Source organism: Aeromonas sp. sif2433 (assembly GCF_019218705.1).
GTDB classification, from domain to species: Bacteria; Pseudomonadota; Gammaproteobacteria; order Enterobacterales; family Aeromonadaceae; genus Aeromonas; species Aeromonas encheleia.
In genome coordinates this window covers 232,773-247,903 of sequence record NZ_JAHUXD010000002.1, presented here as the reverse complement: position 1 = coordinate 247,903, position 15,131 = coordinate 232,773, and the positions used below count along the sequence as shown (strand labels likewise).

Below are 15,131 nucleotides of genomic sequence, written 5' to 3'. Positions count from 1 at the left end.
GTCTATTTTTGACATCTGAGTTCGTCTTTTTCTGAAAAGATGAAGTCCATGTTTCATTGTTATAATCGAGTCTGTTATGGGATTATTGAGGCGCTCTAGTATCTACTTATTATCAAACGTATTGAACGCAGTAATTCCATTTTTGTTGCTGCCTGTATTAACACGTTACTTGAATCCTGATGAGTATGGCCAAATTGCTATGTTTCAGCTCTTGGTTACAGGACTGGCCGCACTGACAGGGTTGAATGCTGTTGGTGCTGCGAACCGTAAGTTTTACGATAGTAGTGATGAATCATTATTAGCTTTATTCAATGGTGTTTGTGTTCACATACTCTTACTCAGTACCTTTTTCTTGGCTATCATCAGTTTTCTGCTATCAGAGCAGTTGAGTCAATGGCTGAATATCCCTGAATCATGGATTTATTTCGCTGTTGTGATTTCAGCTGCGAACTTTATTATCCAGTTCAGATTGGGGCAGTGGCAAATCAGGGAGAGGGCCATTTCGTTTGGTATCATGCAAGTCAGCCAAAGTATCCTGGTATTGATATTATCTCTGGGCTTGATTATCGGGTTGCAGCAGGGTGCATCCGGGCGTGTTGATGCGCTCATGGTGACAAGTATCGTCTATGCTGGGTTAGGGTTGTTGCTACTGTATCGGGACCGCTTGCTGATTTTATTGCCGCTGAAGAAAGAGTTTTTCAAAGAGGCGCTTTCTTTTGGAGTTCCTCTGGTTCCTCACGTGGTAGGCATATTCTTGTTGAGCTCGGTAGACAGGTTCTTTATCAACCAGCAATTGGGGGTGGCAGAGGCGGGTATCTATATGCTTGCTGTGCAGCTAAGCCTGGGAATGGCTGTAGTATTCGATGCCATCAATAAGGCGTTGGTGCCTTGGCTTTTCAGAGCCTTAGCTGAAAATAACCCTCAGCAGTTACAACGCCTAGTCAAATTCACCTATCTATTCTTTATTATAGTCTTTGGGTTGGGATGCCTTTCATTTATTGTAGGCCCTTGGGTCATTAGATGGGTTGCGGGTGAGGAATATCAACGAGCGAGCACCGTTATCGGTTGGCTGTGTTTGGGCCAAGCATTTGGTGGTATGTATTTGATGGTGACCAATTATATATTCTATGCAAAAAAAACAGGAACATTATCAATAATTACTATATCGACAGGTTTTTTGAATATTGCATTGCTTGTCTATTTTATTGAAAGCAAAGGGATCACTGGTGTAGCTATGGCTTTTTCTTTATCTATGTGTATCCGTTTTATAGCTACTTGGTGGCTGGCATCAAGAGTCCGACTTGTGTCGTGGAGTATCATAGACAAGACTTAATACTAAGAAATAGTATAAAACCACTAATTTAAACAGATTCAAAAATGAAGCTTATATATTTATAGTGTACAGTAGTATTTTCAAGTACAAGACATAATTGTCTTTCATGCTTGACTGATAAAAGGAACTCTTGCGTGAGAGGCAGCATGTTTTTTATATTAAGAGCTATAATTATTTTCATATCTGCATTACTGTTAGTTATTAACTATTTTGGTTATGACGTTAATATTATTGGCGTAATGGTTTTATCTTCGTATTTGTTAGCACTATTTATTTATAGACCAATAGAATATGCTAATAATTTACTATTCTTTATTATACTGATACCAATGCTGATCGGAGGGATGCTAATTGAAAGGGGGACCTATTTATTTGAAATAGATAAGTATACTTACAGAAATGGCACATTTTTGGTTAATTTATTTTTTTCTTTGATTTTTATTGAGTTTTTAATTCGCCCGATACAACCTAGTTTCAAAAATAGTATAATCAAGATTGATCGGTTTTTGGTTGAAGGGGTAATCATATTTTCAATTGTTGCGCTCTATGCAGCTTTTATAAATACAGGGGTTCCAATAATAAATGGAATACATAGATCTGTTTATTTCAGTTCTATGGTTCCTGATTATATAAACCTTATAAAAGGAAGGTTGACTTTTGTCTGTATGGTGTTGGGGCTATATCTCTTTAGATTTAAAGAGAAAAGATACGTGCTTTATTTTTTACTCATTGTTATTTACCATATTTTATGTTCAATAAAAGGTGGTGAGCTACTAATGGTGATCTATTCATTCTACCTACCAATAACTTTATTTTACGCGGCAAAGCTTACCGGGAAGGATAGGGATAAGATCAGTAATAATGTCAGACTTGCTTTGATTTTTCTTTTGGGGAGTTTATTCTCCCTGATTTTATTTAATTATCAAACAGTGGAGAACTATGATAATCAAACGACAGCAATAGAAAAAATAGAGAAACGTGTTGAAGCTGCGGGGCAGATTTGGTGGGTAATTAATGACGAAAGTCAGGTTGATAGTAAATTAAGAATGGATTCATTCTTACGTAATTTTAGAATGGAAGATAATAATATTGGAAAAGGAATGAATCAGCTAATGGATGAGGCTGTTCCCAATAACATACTTAATGCTTGGCGGCAACAAGATACACGAGGCAGAAGTTTAGCGAATGGTTTCCCTGCGATAGGATTTTATTATTTTGGTTATGTAGGTGTAATTGTATTTATTATGGTTCTCGGGGGCATCATTATTTTTATTAAAAAGGATATTTTGGCTGCGTTTGAAAGTGGTGATGTTATTTCATTTTTGTTTATTGCTCCTATCATGGAATTAGCCATAAGAGTTGTTGCCCAAGGTGATATATATCTGTTCTTTGAAAAAAGAACATATGCAATAATATTTTCGTATGTTCTATATGGGGTTATTAAGGATTTAATGGTTAGAGCTAAGAGCTTATGAAAAAAAATTACTTTTTCTTATGGCATTACAATAAACTCCCTTTCGTATATGCCCTAATGAATGTCAGAGAGAATGAGACGAATATATTGGTGGTTAATGTCCAAGACTCCATAGATTTGAAAAGTAAAATACTAGCATTAAATGGGCTTGATAGAATAGATGAGGTTATTTTAGTCCGCAATACCTTCAATGAATATTTAATAAATGTATTGTATCGAATCTTTGTATATCCATTTAAGAAAAAATCAAACCAAGTCGCATTTTATCTCGATGGTTTTGTTGGGTACTACCCACTTTTTTTAGCAAATATCGGATTGCCTAATGAAGTTTATTTCTATGAAGAAGGTGAAAGCATCTACCAGGATGATGTTCTTTTTAAAAAAGAAATATCTTTAAGCTTTAAAAATCTCGTCAATTTTTTTATAAAAAAGGTATTGTTTGTAAAGAAGAATGCTATACAAGATATCAAAACATTTTATGTCAGGGATAAAACCAGACTATTAAAGGTTTTCGCAAGAAATTCATTATTTAAATTTAAATTTAATATTGAAAGTATTGATGAGGTAGAGTCGCTTGGAAAAATCTCAGATAGAGATAAAAAACTTTTAATAAGCGTTTTTCTTTCAGATTTTTCTTGTGATTTTTCTTTGATGAAAAATGAAAAAAGGGCAATTGTTTTAACTCAGCCTCTATATTTTTATGGCATATATACCAAACAAGAATCAATAGATATGTTTAATGTATATATCAAAATGTTGATAGAGGAAGGCTATAAGGTTTATTTAAAGCTTCATCCAAAAGAAAAAGAGGACTTATACTATTCTAAGGGCGTTCAAAGGCTGTGTGGTGATTTCCCTTTCGAGCTTTTAGCTCTGCTTAACATCTTTTTCGATAAGGGGGTTACATACAATTCAACGGCAATCAACTCTAAGTTGATTATCAATAAGTGCCTAATAAAAGATGAGTTGAAAGATGGCCAGTATTAGTGTTTTATTTATTTTGAGCTTATAACGCTAAGCAATTAATACTGTGCAAGCCTTTCATCGAGTCGAAGGATGCGAAGATATTATCCTGTAATTCAGAGCTTGTTTTCAGGTCGTTTCATGTTGTGATATTTTTGTGAAAAGCATTACTTTTCTATAGATATCCTACTAGTTTTATATATCGTTAGTTCAGTTGTAGCTAAGTGCATTAAAAGGGGATTTATTTTGATACCGAAGAAAATTCACTATTGTTGGTTTGGACGTGGTCAACTACCTGAGTTAGCAGTGAGCTGTATTAAGTCATGGGAGACACACCTTCCTGACTATGAAATCGTTATGTGGAATGAAGATAATTTTGATATTAATTCCAATCGGTATACAAAAGAAGCTTATGAAGCTAAAAAATATGCTTTTGTTACAGATTATGTAAGGTTATATGTCTTATATCATCATGGCGGCATCTATATGGATACTGATGTTGAAGTGATAAAGCCACTGGATCAGTTCCTAAAGCATCGGGCATTTACTGGTTGTGAAGATGACATGATGTGTGTCACTGGAACGATGGCTTCAGAGAAAGGGCATAAGTGGATTGAAGAGCTATTGTTGGATTATAATGATAGAGCATTTATTCTACCTGGTGGGAATTTTGACAATACACCAAATACCAAAGTTATTACTAATACTACTATGCGAAACTATAACTGGCGTCCTCGAAATGAACATCAGATTCTTAGGGAAGATTTGAATATATATCCATTCGATGTTTTTTGTGCTAAAGAGTGGCGAACTAGAAAAATAACCGTTACAGAAAATACTCATACAATACATCATTTTTCTGCATCATGGCACACCAGAACACAAAGAATTAAAAGTAAAGCAAGGTCTATACTTGGACCTAAAATAATTAATTTTCTTACTTTATTTTATAAGAAATAGTAAAGGGACTGATATGAAGACTGTTATGGTAGTATTTGGCACTAGACCTGAAGCAATAAAGATGTGCCCTTTGGTTACAGAATTAAAGGGGCGGTCTAAAATACGTACTATTGTATGTGTAACAGGACAGCACAGGGAGATGTTAGATCAAGTGCTGACAGCATTTAATGTAATACCTGATTATGACCTTTCAGTAATGAAGGAAAAGCAGACATTATTTGATGTAACAGTGAATGTTTTGGAAAGAATGAAAGCTGTTATTGACAAGGTAAAACCAGACATTGTCCTTGTTCACGGTGATACAACTACCACGTTCTCAACGGCGTTGGCATGTTTTTACCTCAATATACCTGTTGGGCATGTTGAGGCTGGACTGAGAACCTATGACATTGATTCACCTTTTCCTGAGGAGTTCAATAGACAAGCTGTTGGCATAGTATCAAAGTATCATTTCGCCCCGACAAATGTATCAAAGGATAATCTTTTAAGGGAAGGGAAGGATCCAGTCTCTATTCATGTTACTGGTAATACAGCAATTGATGCACTGAAAACTACCGTGAAAGATAGTTATACTCATGAGCATTTAGAGTGGGCATCAGGAAGTCGGCTTATAATGATCACTGCTCACCGAAGGGAGAATATCGGTGAACCAATGCGTAACATGTTTCGGGCTATAAGAAAGATAATTGAAGAAACAGCAGATATCAAGGCTATTTATCCAATTCATATGAATCCCGTTGTGAGGGCGGCTGCCCAGGATATATTCGGAGATACGGACAGGATTAGATTGATTGAGCCTCTTGAGGTTTTTGATTTTCATAATTTCTTATCTAGAGCATATATAATATTAACTGATAGTGGCGGGATTCAAGAGGAAGCCCCTAGCTTAGGCAAACCTGTTTTGGTCATGAGAAATACAACAGAGCGACCTGAGGGGATTTCTGCCGGTACGCTGAAGCTAGTTGGGACAAACGAAGATGTTATATATGACGCATTCAAGCAGCTCTTAAATGACAAGAGTGAATATAGTAGGATGAGCGAGGCTAGTAATCCATATGGAGATGGGTTTGCCAGTAAAAGAATAGCTGACATAATAGAATGCGAAATGTGAATGTCATTCCACACAATCCTATTATATGATTCTTTGCAAAGAACATTAAATTAACTATTTATTATGGTGGGTTTTGTAGTCAAAAAAATTCTGAAGGCTATCTCACCATATTGACTGTCTGGTTTTACATTGGGGTTTACATGTTTAGTGTTTTGATGTCTCTATATGGGAAAGAGAGCCCTGTGTTTTTAGATGACGCTCTTCGTAGTCTGTATCGGCAGGAATTATTACCTTCAGAGGTTTTAATTATTATTGATGGTGAGATAACAACTGAGTTGTGGAAGGTGATTAAAAAATATCATGATATGCTACCCATTATTACTCATGAGTTAGAGCATAATGTTGGACTGGGTAAGGCATTATCTATCGGAATAGACCTTTGCAGTAACGAATATATTGCTAGATTCGATACTGATGATGTTTGTGTTACTGGTAGATTTAAAAATCAATACAACTTCATGATAGAAAACGCTGACATTGATGTTGTTGGCTCTTGGATTGCCGAGTTCGAATTTGAACCTAATCATCATCATGCAATAAAAAAGACGCCAGTTAGTCATCAAGAGATATTAGAGTTTTCGAAATATAGAAATCCCTTTAATCATATGTCCGTGATGTATAAAAAATCATCGATTTTGGCAGCTGGGGGATATCAGGATGACTATCTCTATGAAGATTATGCCCTTTGGGTTAGAATGATAAAAAATGGATGTGTGACAGCAAATATTCCTGAAGTTTTGGTATATGCTAGAACTGGAAATGGAATGGAGACCCGTAGAGGGGGGCTAAAATATGCCATGTCAGAAGTTAAAGCTCAGTATAGTTTTTATGAAATCGGTTTTTTGTCACTAGCCGAGTTGATGAGAAATTTAGCTATCAGGGTGCCTGTAAGACTATTGCCTGGTAGTGTTAGAAAATTTATCTATCGTAAAACCTTGCGCAGATAAGCGATAAGTTGCTGAGGATTGTTGTGAGCACCCACTATTACGAACGTCGTCACTCACGCTGGTATGAGCGTGTGTTATTCAGCCCTCCTGCCTTGTTCATCTTCGGGGCCTTGCTTGCGGTCTGCCTGCCAGCCATAGAGCGCTGGGGCTGGGAATTTTGGCATCGCCTTGATGCCGTCAGGGTCAACACCTTGGTGGGGGCCTTCGTGGCGTTTCTGCTGACTGGAATTGTGCTGCACCGCTTCCTGCGCTACCCAGGAGCCAGCCCGGTCGCCTATATGATCCCTACTGTGACCACCCTCTATGGTGCTCTTGTGGGGATACTTTTCTTTCTGCGTCTGCCTTACAGCCGTCAGGTGTTGTTTGAGTCATATTTGGTGGCGCTGCTTTGCTGCTGGCTGGCCTACTTTATCGGTCGCCGTTACCGGACGCCCAAGTATGCGCTGCTGCCGTTTGGTGACCACCAAGCCCTGACTCAACACACCAGCGTACAGTGGCGTCTGCTGGACAAGCCTGATTTAGGGGCCGTTCGTTATGACGCCGTGGTAGCCGATCTACGGGATGAAAACCTGGCTGGAGAGTGGGAACGTTTCTTGGCTCGCTGCGCCTTGGCTCATATTCCCGTTTATCACATCAAGCAGATTAGCGAGACGCTTACCGGTCGAGTGAAGATCGATCACCTCCATGAGAACCAGCTTGGCTCCTTGCTGCCGTCTCCTGTATATGCCTTTATCAAACGAGGCATGGATATATTGGCTGCTGTGATTGCGATTCCGTTGTTCTCGCCGCTAATGCTGGTGACAGCTGTGTTGATCAAGCTGGAGAGCCCGGGCCCGGTGATGTTCTTGCAAAACCGAGTGGGGAAGGGCAATCAGGATTTTCGGATCTATAAGTTTCGCAGTATGTGCCAGAACTCCGAGCAGCACGGTGCCCAGTTTGCCCAATATGGGGACATGCGCGTCACCCGGGTGGGCAAGGTGATCCGCAAACTACGCATCGATGAGCTGCCCCAGTTCTTCAATGTCCTCAAGGGGGACATGAGCCTGATCGGGCCAAGGCCGGAACAGCGTACCTTCGTCGATCAGTTCGAGCGGGAGATCCCCTTTTACATGTACCGACACATAGTGCGACCGGGGATCAGCGGTTGGGCGCAGGTCGTGCACGGCTACGCTGCCGATGCCGATGACACTCGCATCAAGATTGAGCATGATTTTTACTACATCAAGCACTTCTCGCTCTGGCTCGATGTGCTCATCGTGTTCAAAACCATTCGTACCATCTTGACCGGCTTCGGGGCACGGTGATCCCGAATGCGTATCCTGCTGTTGGGAGCAGGTGGTCAGTTGGGCCAAGCTCTTCTTTCCGTCCTGTGGCGTGAGTACCCCTATTGGGAGGTGATTGCTCTGGGGCGAGATGAGTGCGATATCACAAAACCACGCACCTTGGTGCTCGCTCTGCGCCATCACAATCCCGATGTGATCATCAATGGGGCGGCCTATACGGCGGTCGATCATGCCGAGTCTGAACCCGATCTCGCAGATAGTGTTAATCATAGGGCCGTGATGGAGCTGGCCCGGGAGACGCAAGCTCAGGGTGCTTTACTGGTGCACTTTTCCACTGATTATGTGTTCGATGGTAGTGGGACCAGACCCTGGACCGAGGTAGATCAGCCAAGGCCCCTCAATGTCTATGGTGCCAGCAAATATGCCGGTGAGCAGGTGATTCGGGAGCTATGCCCCCATCATCTGATTCTTCGCACCAGCTGGCTCTATGGTGGGGGGGGGGCGCATTTTGCTCGTACTGTTCTCCACCGTGCTAAGGAGGGACTGCCTCTGCGTGTCGTCGCCGATCAGTGGGGGGCTCCGACCCAGGTTGGCTGGTTGGCAAAGATGAGCTTGATGGCGTTGTCGCAAGTGTTGCACTCGCCCACCAAGGCTGGGCTCTACCATTTAAGCAATCAGGGGGAGACCAGCTGGCACGGTTTTGCCTTGGCCTTGGTCGAGGAGGCGCATCGGCTAGGGCTGCTGGCGCAGTCGGTCACAGTTCATCCCATTCTCTCCGAGCAGTGGCCACAGCAGGCACGCCGTCCCTTGAATTCCCGGCTCGATTGTCGCTTGTTTTCAACGGTGTTTGGCATCACCTCGTCTCCTTGGCGGGAGGAAATGATCATCTGGTTGACGAGTCAAAGCTCCGCTCCTGCTGCGCCGGATACATGTCCCTTCCCATAACACCGTCACTCTATTTCACCCGTTAACTCAAGGTGTGCCATGAAGACACGTAAAGGCATCATTCTGGCCGGCGGATCTGCCACTCGTCTCTATCCGGCGACCCTGGCCATCAGCAAGCAGCTCTTGCCTGTCTATGACAAACCCATGATCTATTACCCCCTGTCAACCCTTATGCAGGCGGGCATCCGTGAGATCCTGATCATCAGCACACCGCTGGATCTGCCTCGTTTTAAGATGTTGTTGGGGGATGGGCTTCAGTGGGGCATGAATGTCAGTTATGCCGTGCAGGAAGAGCCCAAGGGATTGGCGCAAGCCCTGCTGATTGGCGAGTCTTTCCTGTCTGGCAGCCCCTGTTGCCTCATTCTGGGTGACAACATTTTCTATGGTACCGAGCTGCCTCACCAACTGCAGCGGGCTTGTGAGAAAACTGAAGGTGCGACCCTATTTGCCTATCATGTGCAGGATCCAGAGCGGTACGGCGTACTGGAATTTGATGATGATGGGCAGGTGCATGCGATCGTTGAGAAGCCTGTCTCCCCTCCGAGTCAGTACGCGGTGACAGGCATCTATTTTTATGATGGTCAGGCAAGCAAGATCGCCCAAACCCTGCGCCCCTCGGGGCGGGGGGAGCTGGAGATCACGGATCTTAATCTGAGTTACCTCAAGGACAAGAGCCTGGAGATCTGCTTTATGGGCCGCGGCTCGGCTTGGCTCGACACTGGCACCCACGACAGTCTGCAAGAGGCCAGCAGTTTCATTCAGACCCTGGAAAAGCGGCAGGGGCTCAAGGTGGCAGCCCCTGAGGAGATCGCTTGGCGTCATGGCTGGATTTCCGATGAGCAACTTAGGCAGTTGGCACTGCCCCTTGCCAAAAGCGGGTATGGCAGTTATTTGCTGCGCTTGTTGCAAGTCCCCTTTGGCAAAAGCCCGCCCAGTTGGGATTGAATACGCTATGGATGGGGCGGTACATACAACATCCTCTTCTAAGACAAGACATATGCAATTTATTCCATTGAATATTCCAGATGTGCTTTGTATCCGCCATCAGTATCATGAGGATGATCGCGGTGGTTTCATGGAGCTGTTTCGCCATCAGGCCTTGACGCAGCGATGTGGTGATGTTTGCTTCGTTCAAGACAACCTGAGTCGCTCTCGACAGGGAGTTCTCCGTGGTCTGCACTTTCAGAGGGATAGGCCGCAGGGCAAGTTAGTTCAGGTGATTACCGGCACTATCTTCGATGTGGCGGTCGATATTCGAGCTGGCAGCCCAACTTGCGGCCAATGGGTTGGGCTGCAACTCTCGGCAGAGGAGGCCACATCGCTGTGGATTCCCCCAGGGTTTGCTCATGGCTTTTATGTGCAGAGCGAATGGGCCCATGTGTTGTACAAATGTACTGACTATTATGCACCTCAGCTCGAAGGTTCTCTCAACTGGTCAGATCCGACGCTGGCTATTGCGTGGCCCTTGATCGAAAATGTGCCATTAATTTTGTCTGACAAAGACCGTAACGCCCCTTTTTGGAAAAAACCTCATCTTTAGAGCTTCGTATGAACAAACAGGTATTCGATAATTCAGATAATAAGTTGCCGCAGGGTTGGCAGGCCTCAACGGGTGATGAGATTGATCTGCGCGAGCTTATCCTGGTGCTGTGGCGCCAGAAAATGTTGATTCTGCTGGTTGCCGGCGTGTTTGGCTTGGTCGGTGTGCTCTACGCATTGACTGCACCCCAGCAGTGGTCTGCCACAGCAGTGATCGCAGAGCCCAAACCAGAAGATCTGATGCCGATGCAAAAAGTGGCTATGCAGGCAGTTGCACTGGGGCTCAAAGATTTTCCCAGTGGCAAAAGCCTTTATCAGGAGTTTGTTCAGGAATTCAACGCCTACGAGAACCGTCGGAACTACCTGAAAAGCAGTCCCTTGTTTGCCGAGTTTGCAAAAGTGCAAGGGCTTGATGATAAGGCACAGCGGCGCTGGTTGCGTGACTGGGGTAAGTTAGTGACGGCTCAGCCCGTGGACAAAAAGGGGGAAGAGCCGGGAGTTGAGATCACCTTTGCCGCCCCTACTGCCGAGAGCTCGCTGGTGATGCTGGAGGGGTATGTCGACTACATCACTAAGTTGCAACAGCAGCAGTTGGTGCACCGGCTCGGTGAGCAGCGTGATTTGCAGCTGGAGGGAATGAACACTCAGTATGTGATAATGCGGGAAGATACCAAGCGCGCACTGCAACAGGAAATTTCAGAATTGGCTCTGGCCAACAGAGTGGCCAAGGCGGCAGGTGTTGCCGCGCCACTGGAAAACTACGACAACCAGGAGCGTCTCTCCATCTCGCTGGGTTCCAAGGGCTTGGAAGAGAAATTATCTTTACTCAAATCTATCGACCTTGAGCTCTACCAACCCAAGTTGCAGTCTCTGCAAGTACAGATGGCACGCCTCAAGCGTATTTCTTTGGAAGGAATTGCATTCCGTCCTTTCTCATATCTTGATGCTCCCGACGAGCCGATGAGCCGTGACAAGCCCAAGCGTCCCCTGATCGTGGTGCTGGCCACCTTGCTCGGCGGCATGCTGGGGGTCGGTATTGTCTTGGTTCGCCATGCCTTTCGCAGGCCAGAACGGGCATAATCGTTGCTAAGTGAATCAAAGGGGGCTCAGCCCCCTTTTTGCTTCTTGGGATGCTGGTGATGGTGCTATGAATCTGAGTGCGTGGGGGTCAGGGAAGATGAAGGTAACAATTAAGGCCTTTGGCCTTGTCAGTGTGCTCTATTGGCTGCTGGGCATGCATTTCTTCATGCATAACCCCGGCGGATCTGGGCTCTACCTGCCGTTCAATGCCTGGGGCTGGATCTTCGCCAGCAGTGTTATCGGACTTGGACTGTGGCAGGTCACGCTGCAGCAGAAGCTGGTCTTCTCGTCATTGCAGGCCGGGCTATGGCTAGGTGGATTGCTGCTGCTGCTGCCGATGGCATACCCCAGTTTTGAGCTCAAGGATTACGCCATTCCCCGTCTGCTGGGGTTGTTCACCGGCCTGTTGTTTCTGTTCTGCCTCTACCAGTGGCAACTGGCTCGCGATGCGCGTGACCGGCTGCTCTATCTGCTGCTGGGGGCGGTGGCCATCGAGGCATTGCTCGGGTTGGTGCAGTACTACCTGCTGACGCCGGGCAACTGGCTCGGCTATGACACCCAGACCAATCGCCCTTACGGCATCTTCCAGCAACCCAATGTGATGGCCAGCTTCATGGCGACCGGATTATCCCTCGCCATCTGGCTGGAGCTGCGGGGGCTGGCCAACGGCTGGCTGCGGGGACTGCGCTATGGCGTGATCCTGGCAGCCAGCCTGCTGTTGGTGGTGCTGCAGTCGCGGGTGGGGCAGCTTGGCGGGCTGTTGGCCTTGCTCTTGCTCGCGCCGCAGCTCTATCGCCAGCGGCAGCTAGGCCGGGTACTGGGGCTGGTTGGGCTGGGCATCGCCTTGGGGTTGGCATCCCAATACGGGATGGCGGGGGCCAAGCGGGGGCTGGAGATGTATCAGTCCGGTGGCATGCGTTCCATCTACTGGCCCTATGCCGCCAAGTTGATCGCCGAGGCGCCCTGGACCGGTTGGGGTTATGGCAGTTTCGAGCCCGTCTTCCTGCAGCACTACATGGCCGACAAGGCGCAGAATCCCGCCATGGTGCAGATCGAATACAACCTGGATCACCCCCACAACGAGTTTCTCTACTGGGCGGTGGAAGGGGGGCTTGCCTCCATGCTCGGCATGCTGCTGATGGCCGGTACCCTGCTGTGGCGACTGACCAAGGCCGGCTGGTCGCAGGGTCTGGCGCTGCTGGCCCTGATCACGCCCATCCTGCTGCACACCCAGACCGAGTATCCCCTCTACCACGCCATCGCCCTGTGGTGGGCCCTGTTGCTGCTCATCTATGTGCTGGATGCGGAAGTGGAGGAGGGGGCGCAGGCCTTTGGCCACGCCAACTGGCGGGAATATGTCTATCGCCCCTGGCTGTTGCTGCGCTTCCTGGCCATCGGTATTCCACTGGTCGTGGTGCCCTTCATGCTCACGGCCATTCATACCGCCTGGGTGGTGACCAAGTATGAGCGTGGCGGCTACAAGCAGCCGACCCTGTTGCTGGACATCGTCAACCCCATGGCCTGGCTGACCCGGGTGGAGTTTGACGTGAATGCGGTGCGCCTGATGGTCGGCCTGCAGGCCCACAATCAGGAGGAATTGGAGGCGTATCTCGACTGGGGGCAGGAGTTCGTGCGCCACACCCCCAGAGCCAACATCTACGCCAACATGGTGCTAGCCCTCGATGCGCTGGGGCGGCAGGAGGAGGCGAAGCGCCTGCGTACCCAGGCACTGATGCTCTATCCGGGTGAGCCCTTGCTCACCGGCTCGGCGGCCAAGTCGGTCGCGGCGACGCTGGAGCGCAAGCCGTCAAGTTGATGTTGTGCCACGGATTTATTCTGGTTCTATGACAAGGAAGAGGCTGCCGCCATTGTTGTTTCGGGCAAGCTCACAGTCAGGATTGGCGGTGTAGTCTCTTGCAAAAATGGCAGCAATTAGCAGCCATCCGCAAGCCAGGTGCCCAACGCTGGGGCGCCTTTGTCATCGGAGTCGACATCGTGAAGAAAACAGCATCTATCGCCGCCAGCCTGCTCATCCTGATCAGTTCACCCGGCATGGCCGGCACCAGTAGCCAGGTGGAATACGGGACAGTGCAGGAGAGCCGCATCATCACCCAGGCGAATACCGCCACTCATCAGGGTGCCCGACCGCTGCGCACCATAGGCGCCGCCGCCCTGGGGGCCGCCGTCGGCAGTCAATTCGGCGGTGGCTCGGGCCAGACCGTCGCCACCACAGTGGGAGCGGTTGCGGGGGCCGAGGCCTCACGCCGTCGCCAGAGTGAACAGGGCACCACCCAGGGCAAGCAGACGGTCGAGCTGCAGATCAAGACTCAGGCAGGAAAACTGCTCAACGTCGTGCAGGAGAACGATCCCAATCTCATCTTCAACAAGGGCGACAAGGTGCGCATCCTGACCACGGGGACGGATACCCAGGTCGACAAGTCGGTCTAAGGGGGCTTTGCTCGGTCATGGCATCCAGGCCGTGTCCCATGGCGAGCATAAACCGGGGAGAGGAGGGCACGGCTGCGGGTTATGGCACCACTCGGGTTCAGTACGGTTGATGTGAGACTCTGATCAAACCAATACCAGGCCTCGAAAGAGGCTGGCTGTTCACCGGGTGCCGCCTTCTGGATTGTGCGATGTTTCATCAAGGTTTTCACCGGCTCGCAAAAACAGGTTTCTCTGCTGGACGACGAGGACGCCTTGGTTAAGATGAGGCCCTTAACGTTTGGCAAGGGAGGTTGAAATGGAGTTAGTACTAGGCCCACTCGAGGCGCGCGTGATCGGCTGCCTGATAGAGAAAGAGATCTGCACGCCGGATCAATACCCCCTCTCTCTCAACGCGCTGGTCAATGCCTGCAACCAGAAGAGCAACCGCGAACCCGTGCTGGAGCTCTCCGAGCTGGATATCCGCGCCGTGGTGGATGAACTGATCCGCCGTCGGCTGGTGGTCAACACCGCCGGCTTCAATGCTCGGGTGCCCCGTTATCAACACCGCTTCTGTAATACCGAATTCGGCGAGCTGAAATTCTCGGCGCAGGCGCTCGGCATCCTCTGCGAGTTGCTGTTGCGTGGCCCGCAGACCCCGGGCGAGCTGCGCTCGCGCACCAACCGCCTGTGCAGCTTCGATGATGTGACCCAGGTGGATGCCGTGCTGGCCGAGCTCAGCGAGCAGGGGCCCTATGTGGTCAAGCTGCCGCGCGAGCCGGGCAAGCGAGAATCCCGTTACGCCCACCTGTTCAGCGGCGAGATCGATCTGCAGGCGCTGGCCGAGGCCGCCCCCGCCAGTCACTCTGCCTCTCCCGCCGCCGATCGACTGAGTGTGCTGGAAGAGGAAGTAGAAAGCCTCAAGGCCCAGTTACAGGCCCTGGAGGCGCGGCTGGCCCAGCTGGAAGGCTGAATCCTCCCGTCACCTTCATTGCAAAGAGGCGCTCAGGCGCCTTTTTTTATGGCACTTTGGTGGGGTATTTCTGCTCTTCTTCACCTCGTCATGGCGGTG

Annotated in this window: 14 protein-coding genes; all 14 read left to right on the top strand. The window is 47.8% G+C overall.

What is annotated here, in order from left to right; genetic code table 11:
- Positions 1-76: 76 nt before the first annotated feature.
- The 14 genes from KW825_RS04135 (at position 77) to KW825_RS04070 (ending at position 15,032) form a co-directional block, all read left to right on the top strand.
- On the top strand, positions 77-1,333 hold the full coding sequence (locus tag KW825_RS04135; protein WP_218328327.1) for a lipopolysaccharide biosynthesis protein: 1,257 nt from the start codon (positions 77-79) through the stop codon (positions 1,331-1,333).
- Between the two features lie 134 nt (positions 1,334-1,467).
- Complete coding sequence (locus KW825_RS20725) at positions 1,468-2,808, top strand: DUF6418 domain-containing protein (protein ID WP_218328326.1); 1,341 nt, start codon at positions 1,468-1,470, stop codon at positions 2,806-2,808.
- A complete protein-coding gene (locus KW825_RS04125) occupies positions 2,805-3,794 on the top strand; it encodes an alpha-2,8-polysialyltransferase family protein (RefSeq protein WP_218328325.1) in 990 nt (329 codons plus the stop codon). Before KW825_RS20725 ends, KW825_RS04125 begins: the two co-directional genes overlap by 4 nt.
- Before the next feature lie 222 nt (positions 3,795-4,016).
- On the top strand, positions 4,017-4,730 hold the full coding sequence (locus tag KW825_RS04120) for a glycosyltransferase family 32 protein (RefSeq protein WP_218328324.1): 714 nt from the start codon (positions 4,017-4,019) through the stop codon (positions 4,728-4,730).
- 13 nt (positions 4,731-4,743) lie between these two features.
- Complete coding sequence (gene wecB / locus KW825_RS04115; protein ID WP_218328323.1) at positions 4,744-5,841, top strand: non-hydrolyzing UDP-N-acetylglucosamine 2-epimerase; 1,098 nt, start codon at positions 4,744-4,746, stop codon at positions 5,839-5,841.
- A gap of 140 nt (positions 5,842-5,981) precedes the next feature.
- Positions 5,982-6,788 (top strand): glycosyltransferase, encoded by an 807-nt coding sequence (locus tag KW825_RS04110; protein ID WP_371315773.1) that lies wholly within the window; start codon positions 5,982-5,984, stop codon positions 6,786-6,788.
- A 23-nt stretch (positions 6,789-6,811) separates the two neighbouring features.
- Positions 6,812-8,092 carry a sugar transferase gene (locus tag KW825_RS04105; RefSeq protein ID WP_371315772.1) on the top strand — a complete coding sequence of 427 codons (1,281 nt, stop codon included), beginning with the start codon at positions 6,812-6,814 and terminating at the stop codon, positions 8,090-8,092.
- Between the two features lie 6 nt (positions 8,093-8,098).
- On the top strand, positions 8,099-9,016 hold the full coding sequence (gene rfbD, locus KW825_RS04100; protein ID WP_218328321.1) for a dTDP-4-dehydrorhamnose reductase: 918 nt from the start codon (positions 8,099-8,101) through the stop codon (positions 9,014-9,016).
- A gap of 39 nt (positions 9,017-9,055) precedes the next feature.
- A complete protein-coding gene (rfbA, locus tag KW825_RS04095; RefSeq protein ID WP_218328320.1) occupies positions 9,056-9,961 on the top strand; it encodes a glucose-1-phosphate thymidylyltransferase RfbA in 906 nt (301 codons plus the stop codon).
- Positions 9,962-10,013: 52 nt separating this feature from the next.
- Entirely contained in the window at positions 10,014-10,556 is a 543-nt protein-coding gene (gene rfbC / locus KW825_RS04090) for a dTDP-4-dehydrorhamnose 3,5-epimerase (protein ID WP_218328319.1), read from the top strand.
- Between the two features lie 8 nt (positions 10,557-10,564).
- Positions 10,565-11,635 (top strand): LPS O-antigen chain length determinant protein WzzB, encoded by a 1,071-nt coding sequence (locus KW825_RS04085; RefSeq protein ID WP_218328318.1) that lies wholly within the window; start codon positions 10,565-10,567, stop codon positions 11,633-11,635.
- A 97-nt stretch (positions 11,636-11,732) separates the two neighbouring features.
- Positions 11,733-13,451: a PglL family O-oligosaccharyltransferase gene (locus KW825_RS04080; RefSeq protein WP_256353765.1), complete on the top strand. Its 1,719-nt coding sequence runs from the start codon at positions 11,733-11,735 to the stop codon at positions 13,449-13,451.
- A 179-nt stretch (positions 13,452-13,630) separates the two neighbouring features.
- Entirely contained in the window at positions 13,631-14,083 is a 453-nt protein-coding gene (locus KW825_RS04075) for a glycine zipper 2TM domain-containing protein (protein WP_218328317.1), read from the top strand.
- A 295-nt stretch (positions 14,084-14,378) separates the two neighbouring features.
- Entirely contained in the window at positions 14,379-15,032 is a 654-nt protein-coding gene (locus KW825_RS04070; RefSeq protein WP_218328316.1) for a YceH family protein, read from the top strand.
- The last annotated feature ends 99 nt before the right edge of the window (positions 15,033-15,131 follow it).

Bases quoted from the DNA above. Each gene is read 5' to 3' on its own strand.
- rfbA (WP_218328320.1), top strand. From the start codon at position 9,056: ATGAAGACACGTAAAGGCATCATTCTGGCCGGCGGATCTGCCACTCGT.
- KW825_RS04125 (WP_218328325.1), top strand. From the start codon at position 2,805: ATGAAAAAAAATTACTTTTTCTTATGGCATTACAATAAACTCCCTTTC.
- KW825_RS04135 (WP_218328327.1), top strand. From the start codon at position 77: ATGGGATTATTGAGGCGCTCTAGTATCTACTTATTATCAAACGTATTG.
- KW825_RS04080 (WP_256353765.1), top strand. From the start codon at position 11,733: ATGAAGGTAACAATTAAGGCCTTTGGCCTTGTCAGTGTGCTCTATTGG.
- rfbD (WP_218328321.1), top strand. From the start codon at position 8,099: ATGCGTATCCTGCTGTTGGGAGCAGGTGGTCAGTTGGGCCAAGCTCTT.
- wecB (WP_218328323.1), top strand. From the start codon at position 4,744: ATGAAGACTGTTATGGTAGTATTTGGCACTAGACCTGAAGCAATAAAG.
- KW825_RS04110 (WP_371315773.1), top strand. From the start codon at position 5,982: ATGTTTAGTGTTTTGATGTCTCTATATGGGAAAGAGAGCCCTGTGTTT.
- KW825_RS04070 (WP_218328316.1), top strand. From the start codon at position 14,379: ATGGAGTTAGTACTAGGCCCACTCGAGGCGCGCGTGATCGGCTGCCTG.
- rfbC (WP_218328319.1), top strand. From the start codon at position 10,014: ATGCAATTTATTCCATTGAATATTCCAGATGTGCTTTGTATCCGCCAT.
- KW825_RS04085 (WP_218328318.1), top strand. From the start codon at position 10,565: ATGAACAAACAGGTATTCGATAATTCAGATAATAAGTTGCCGCAGGGT.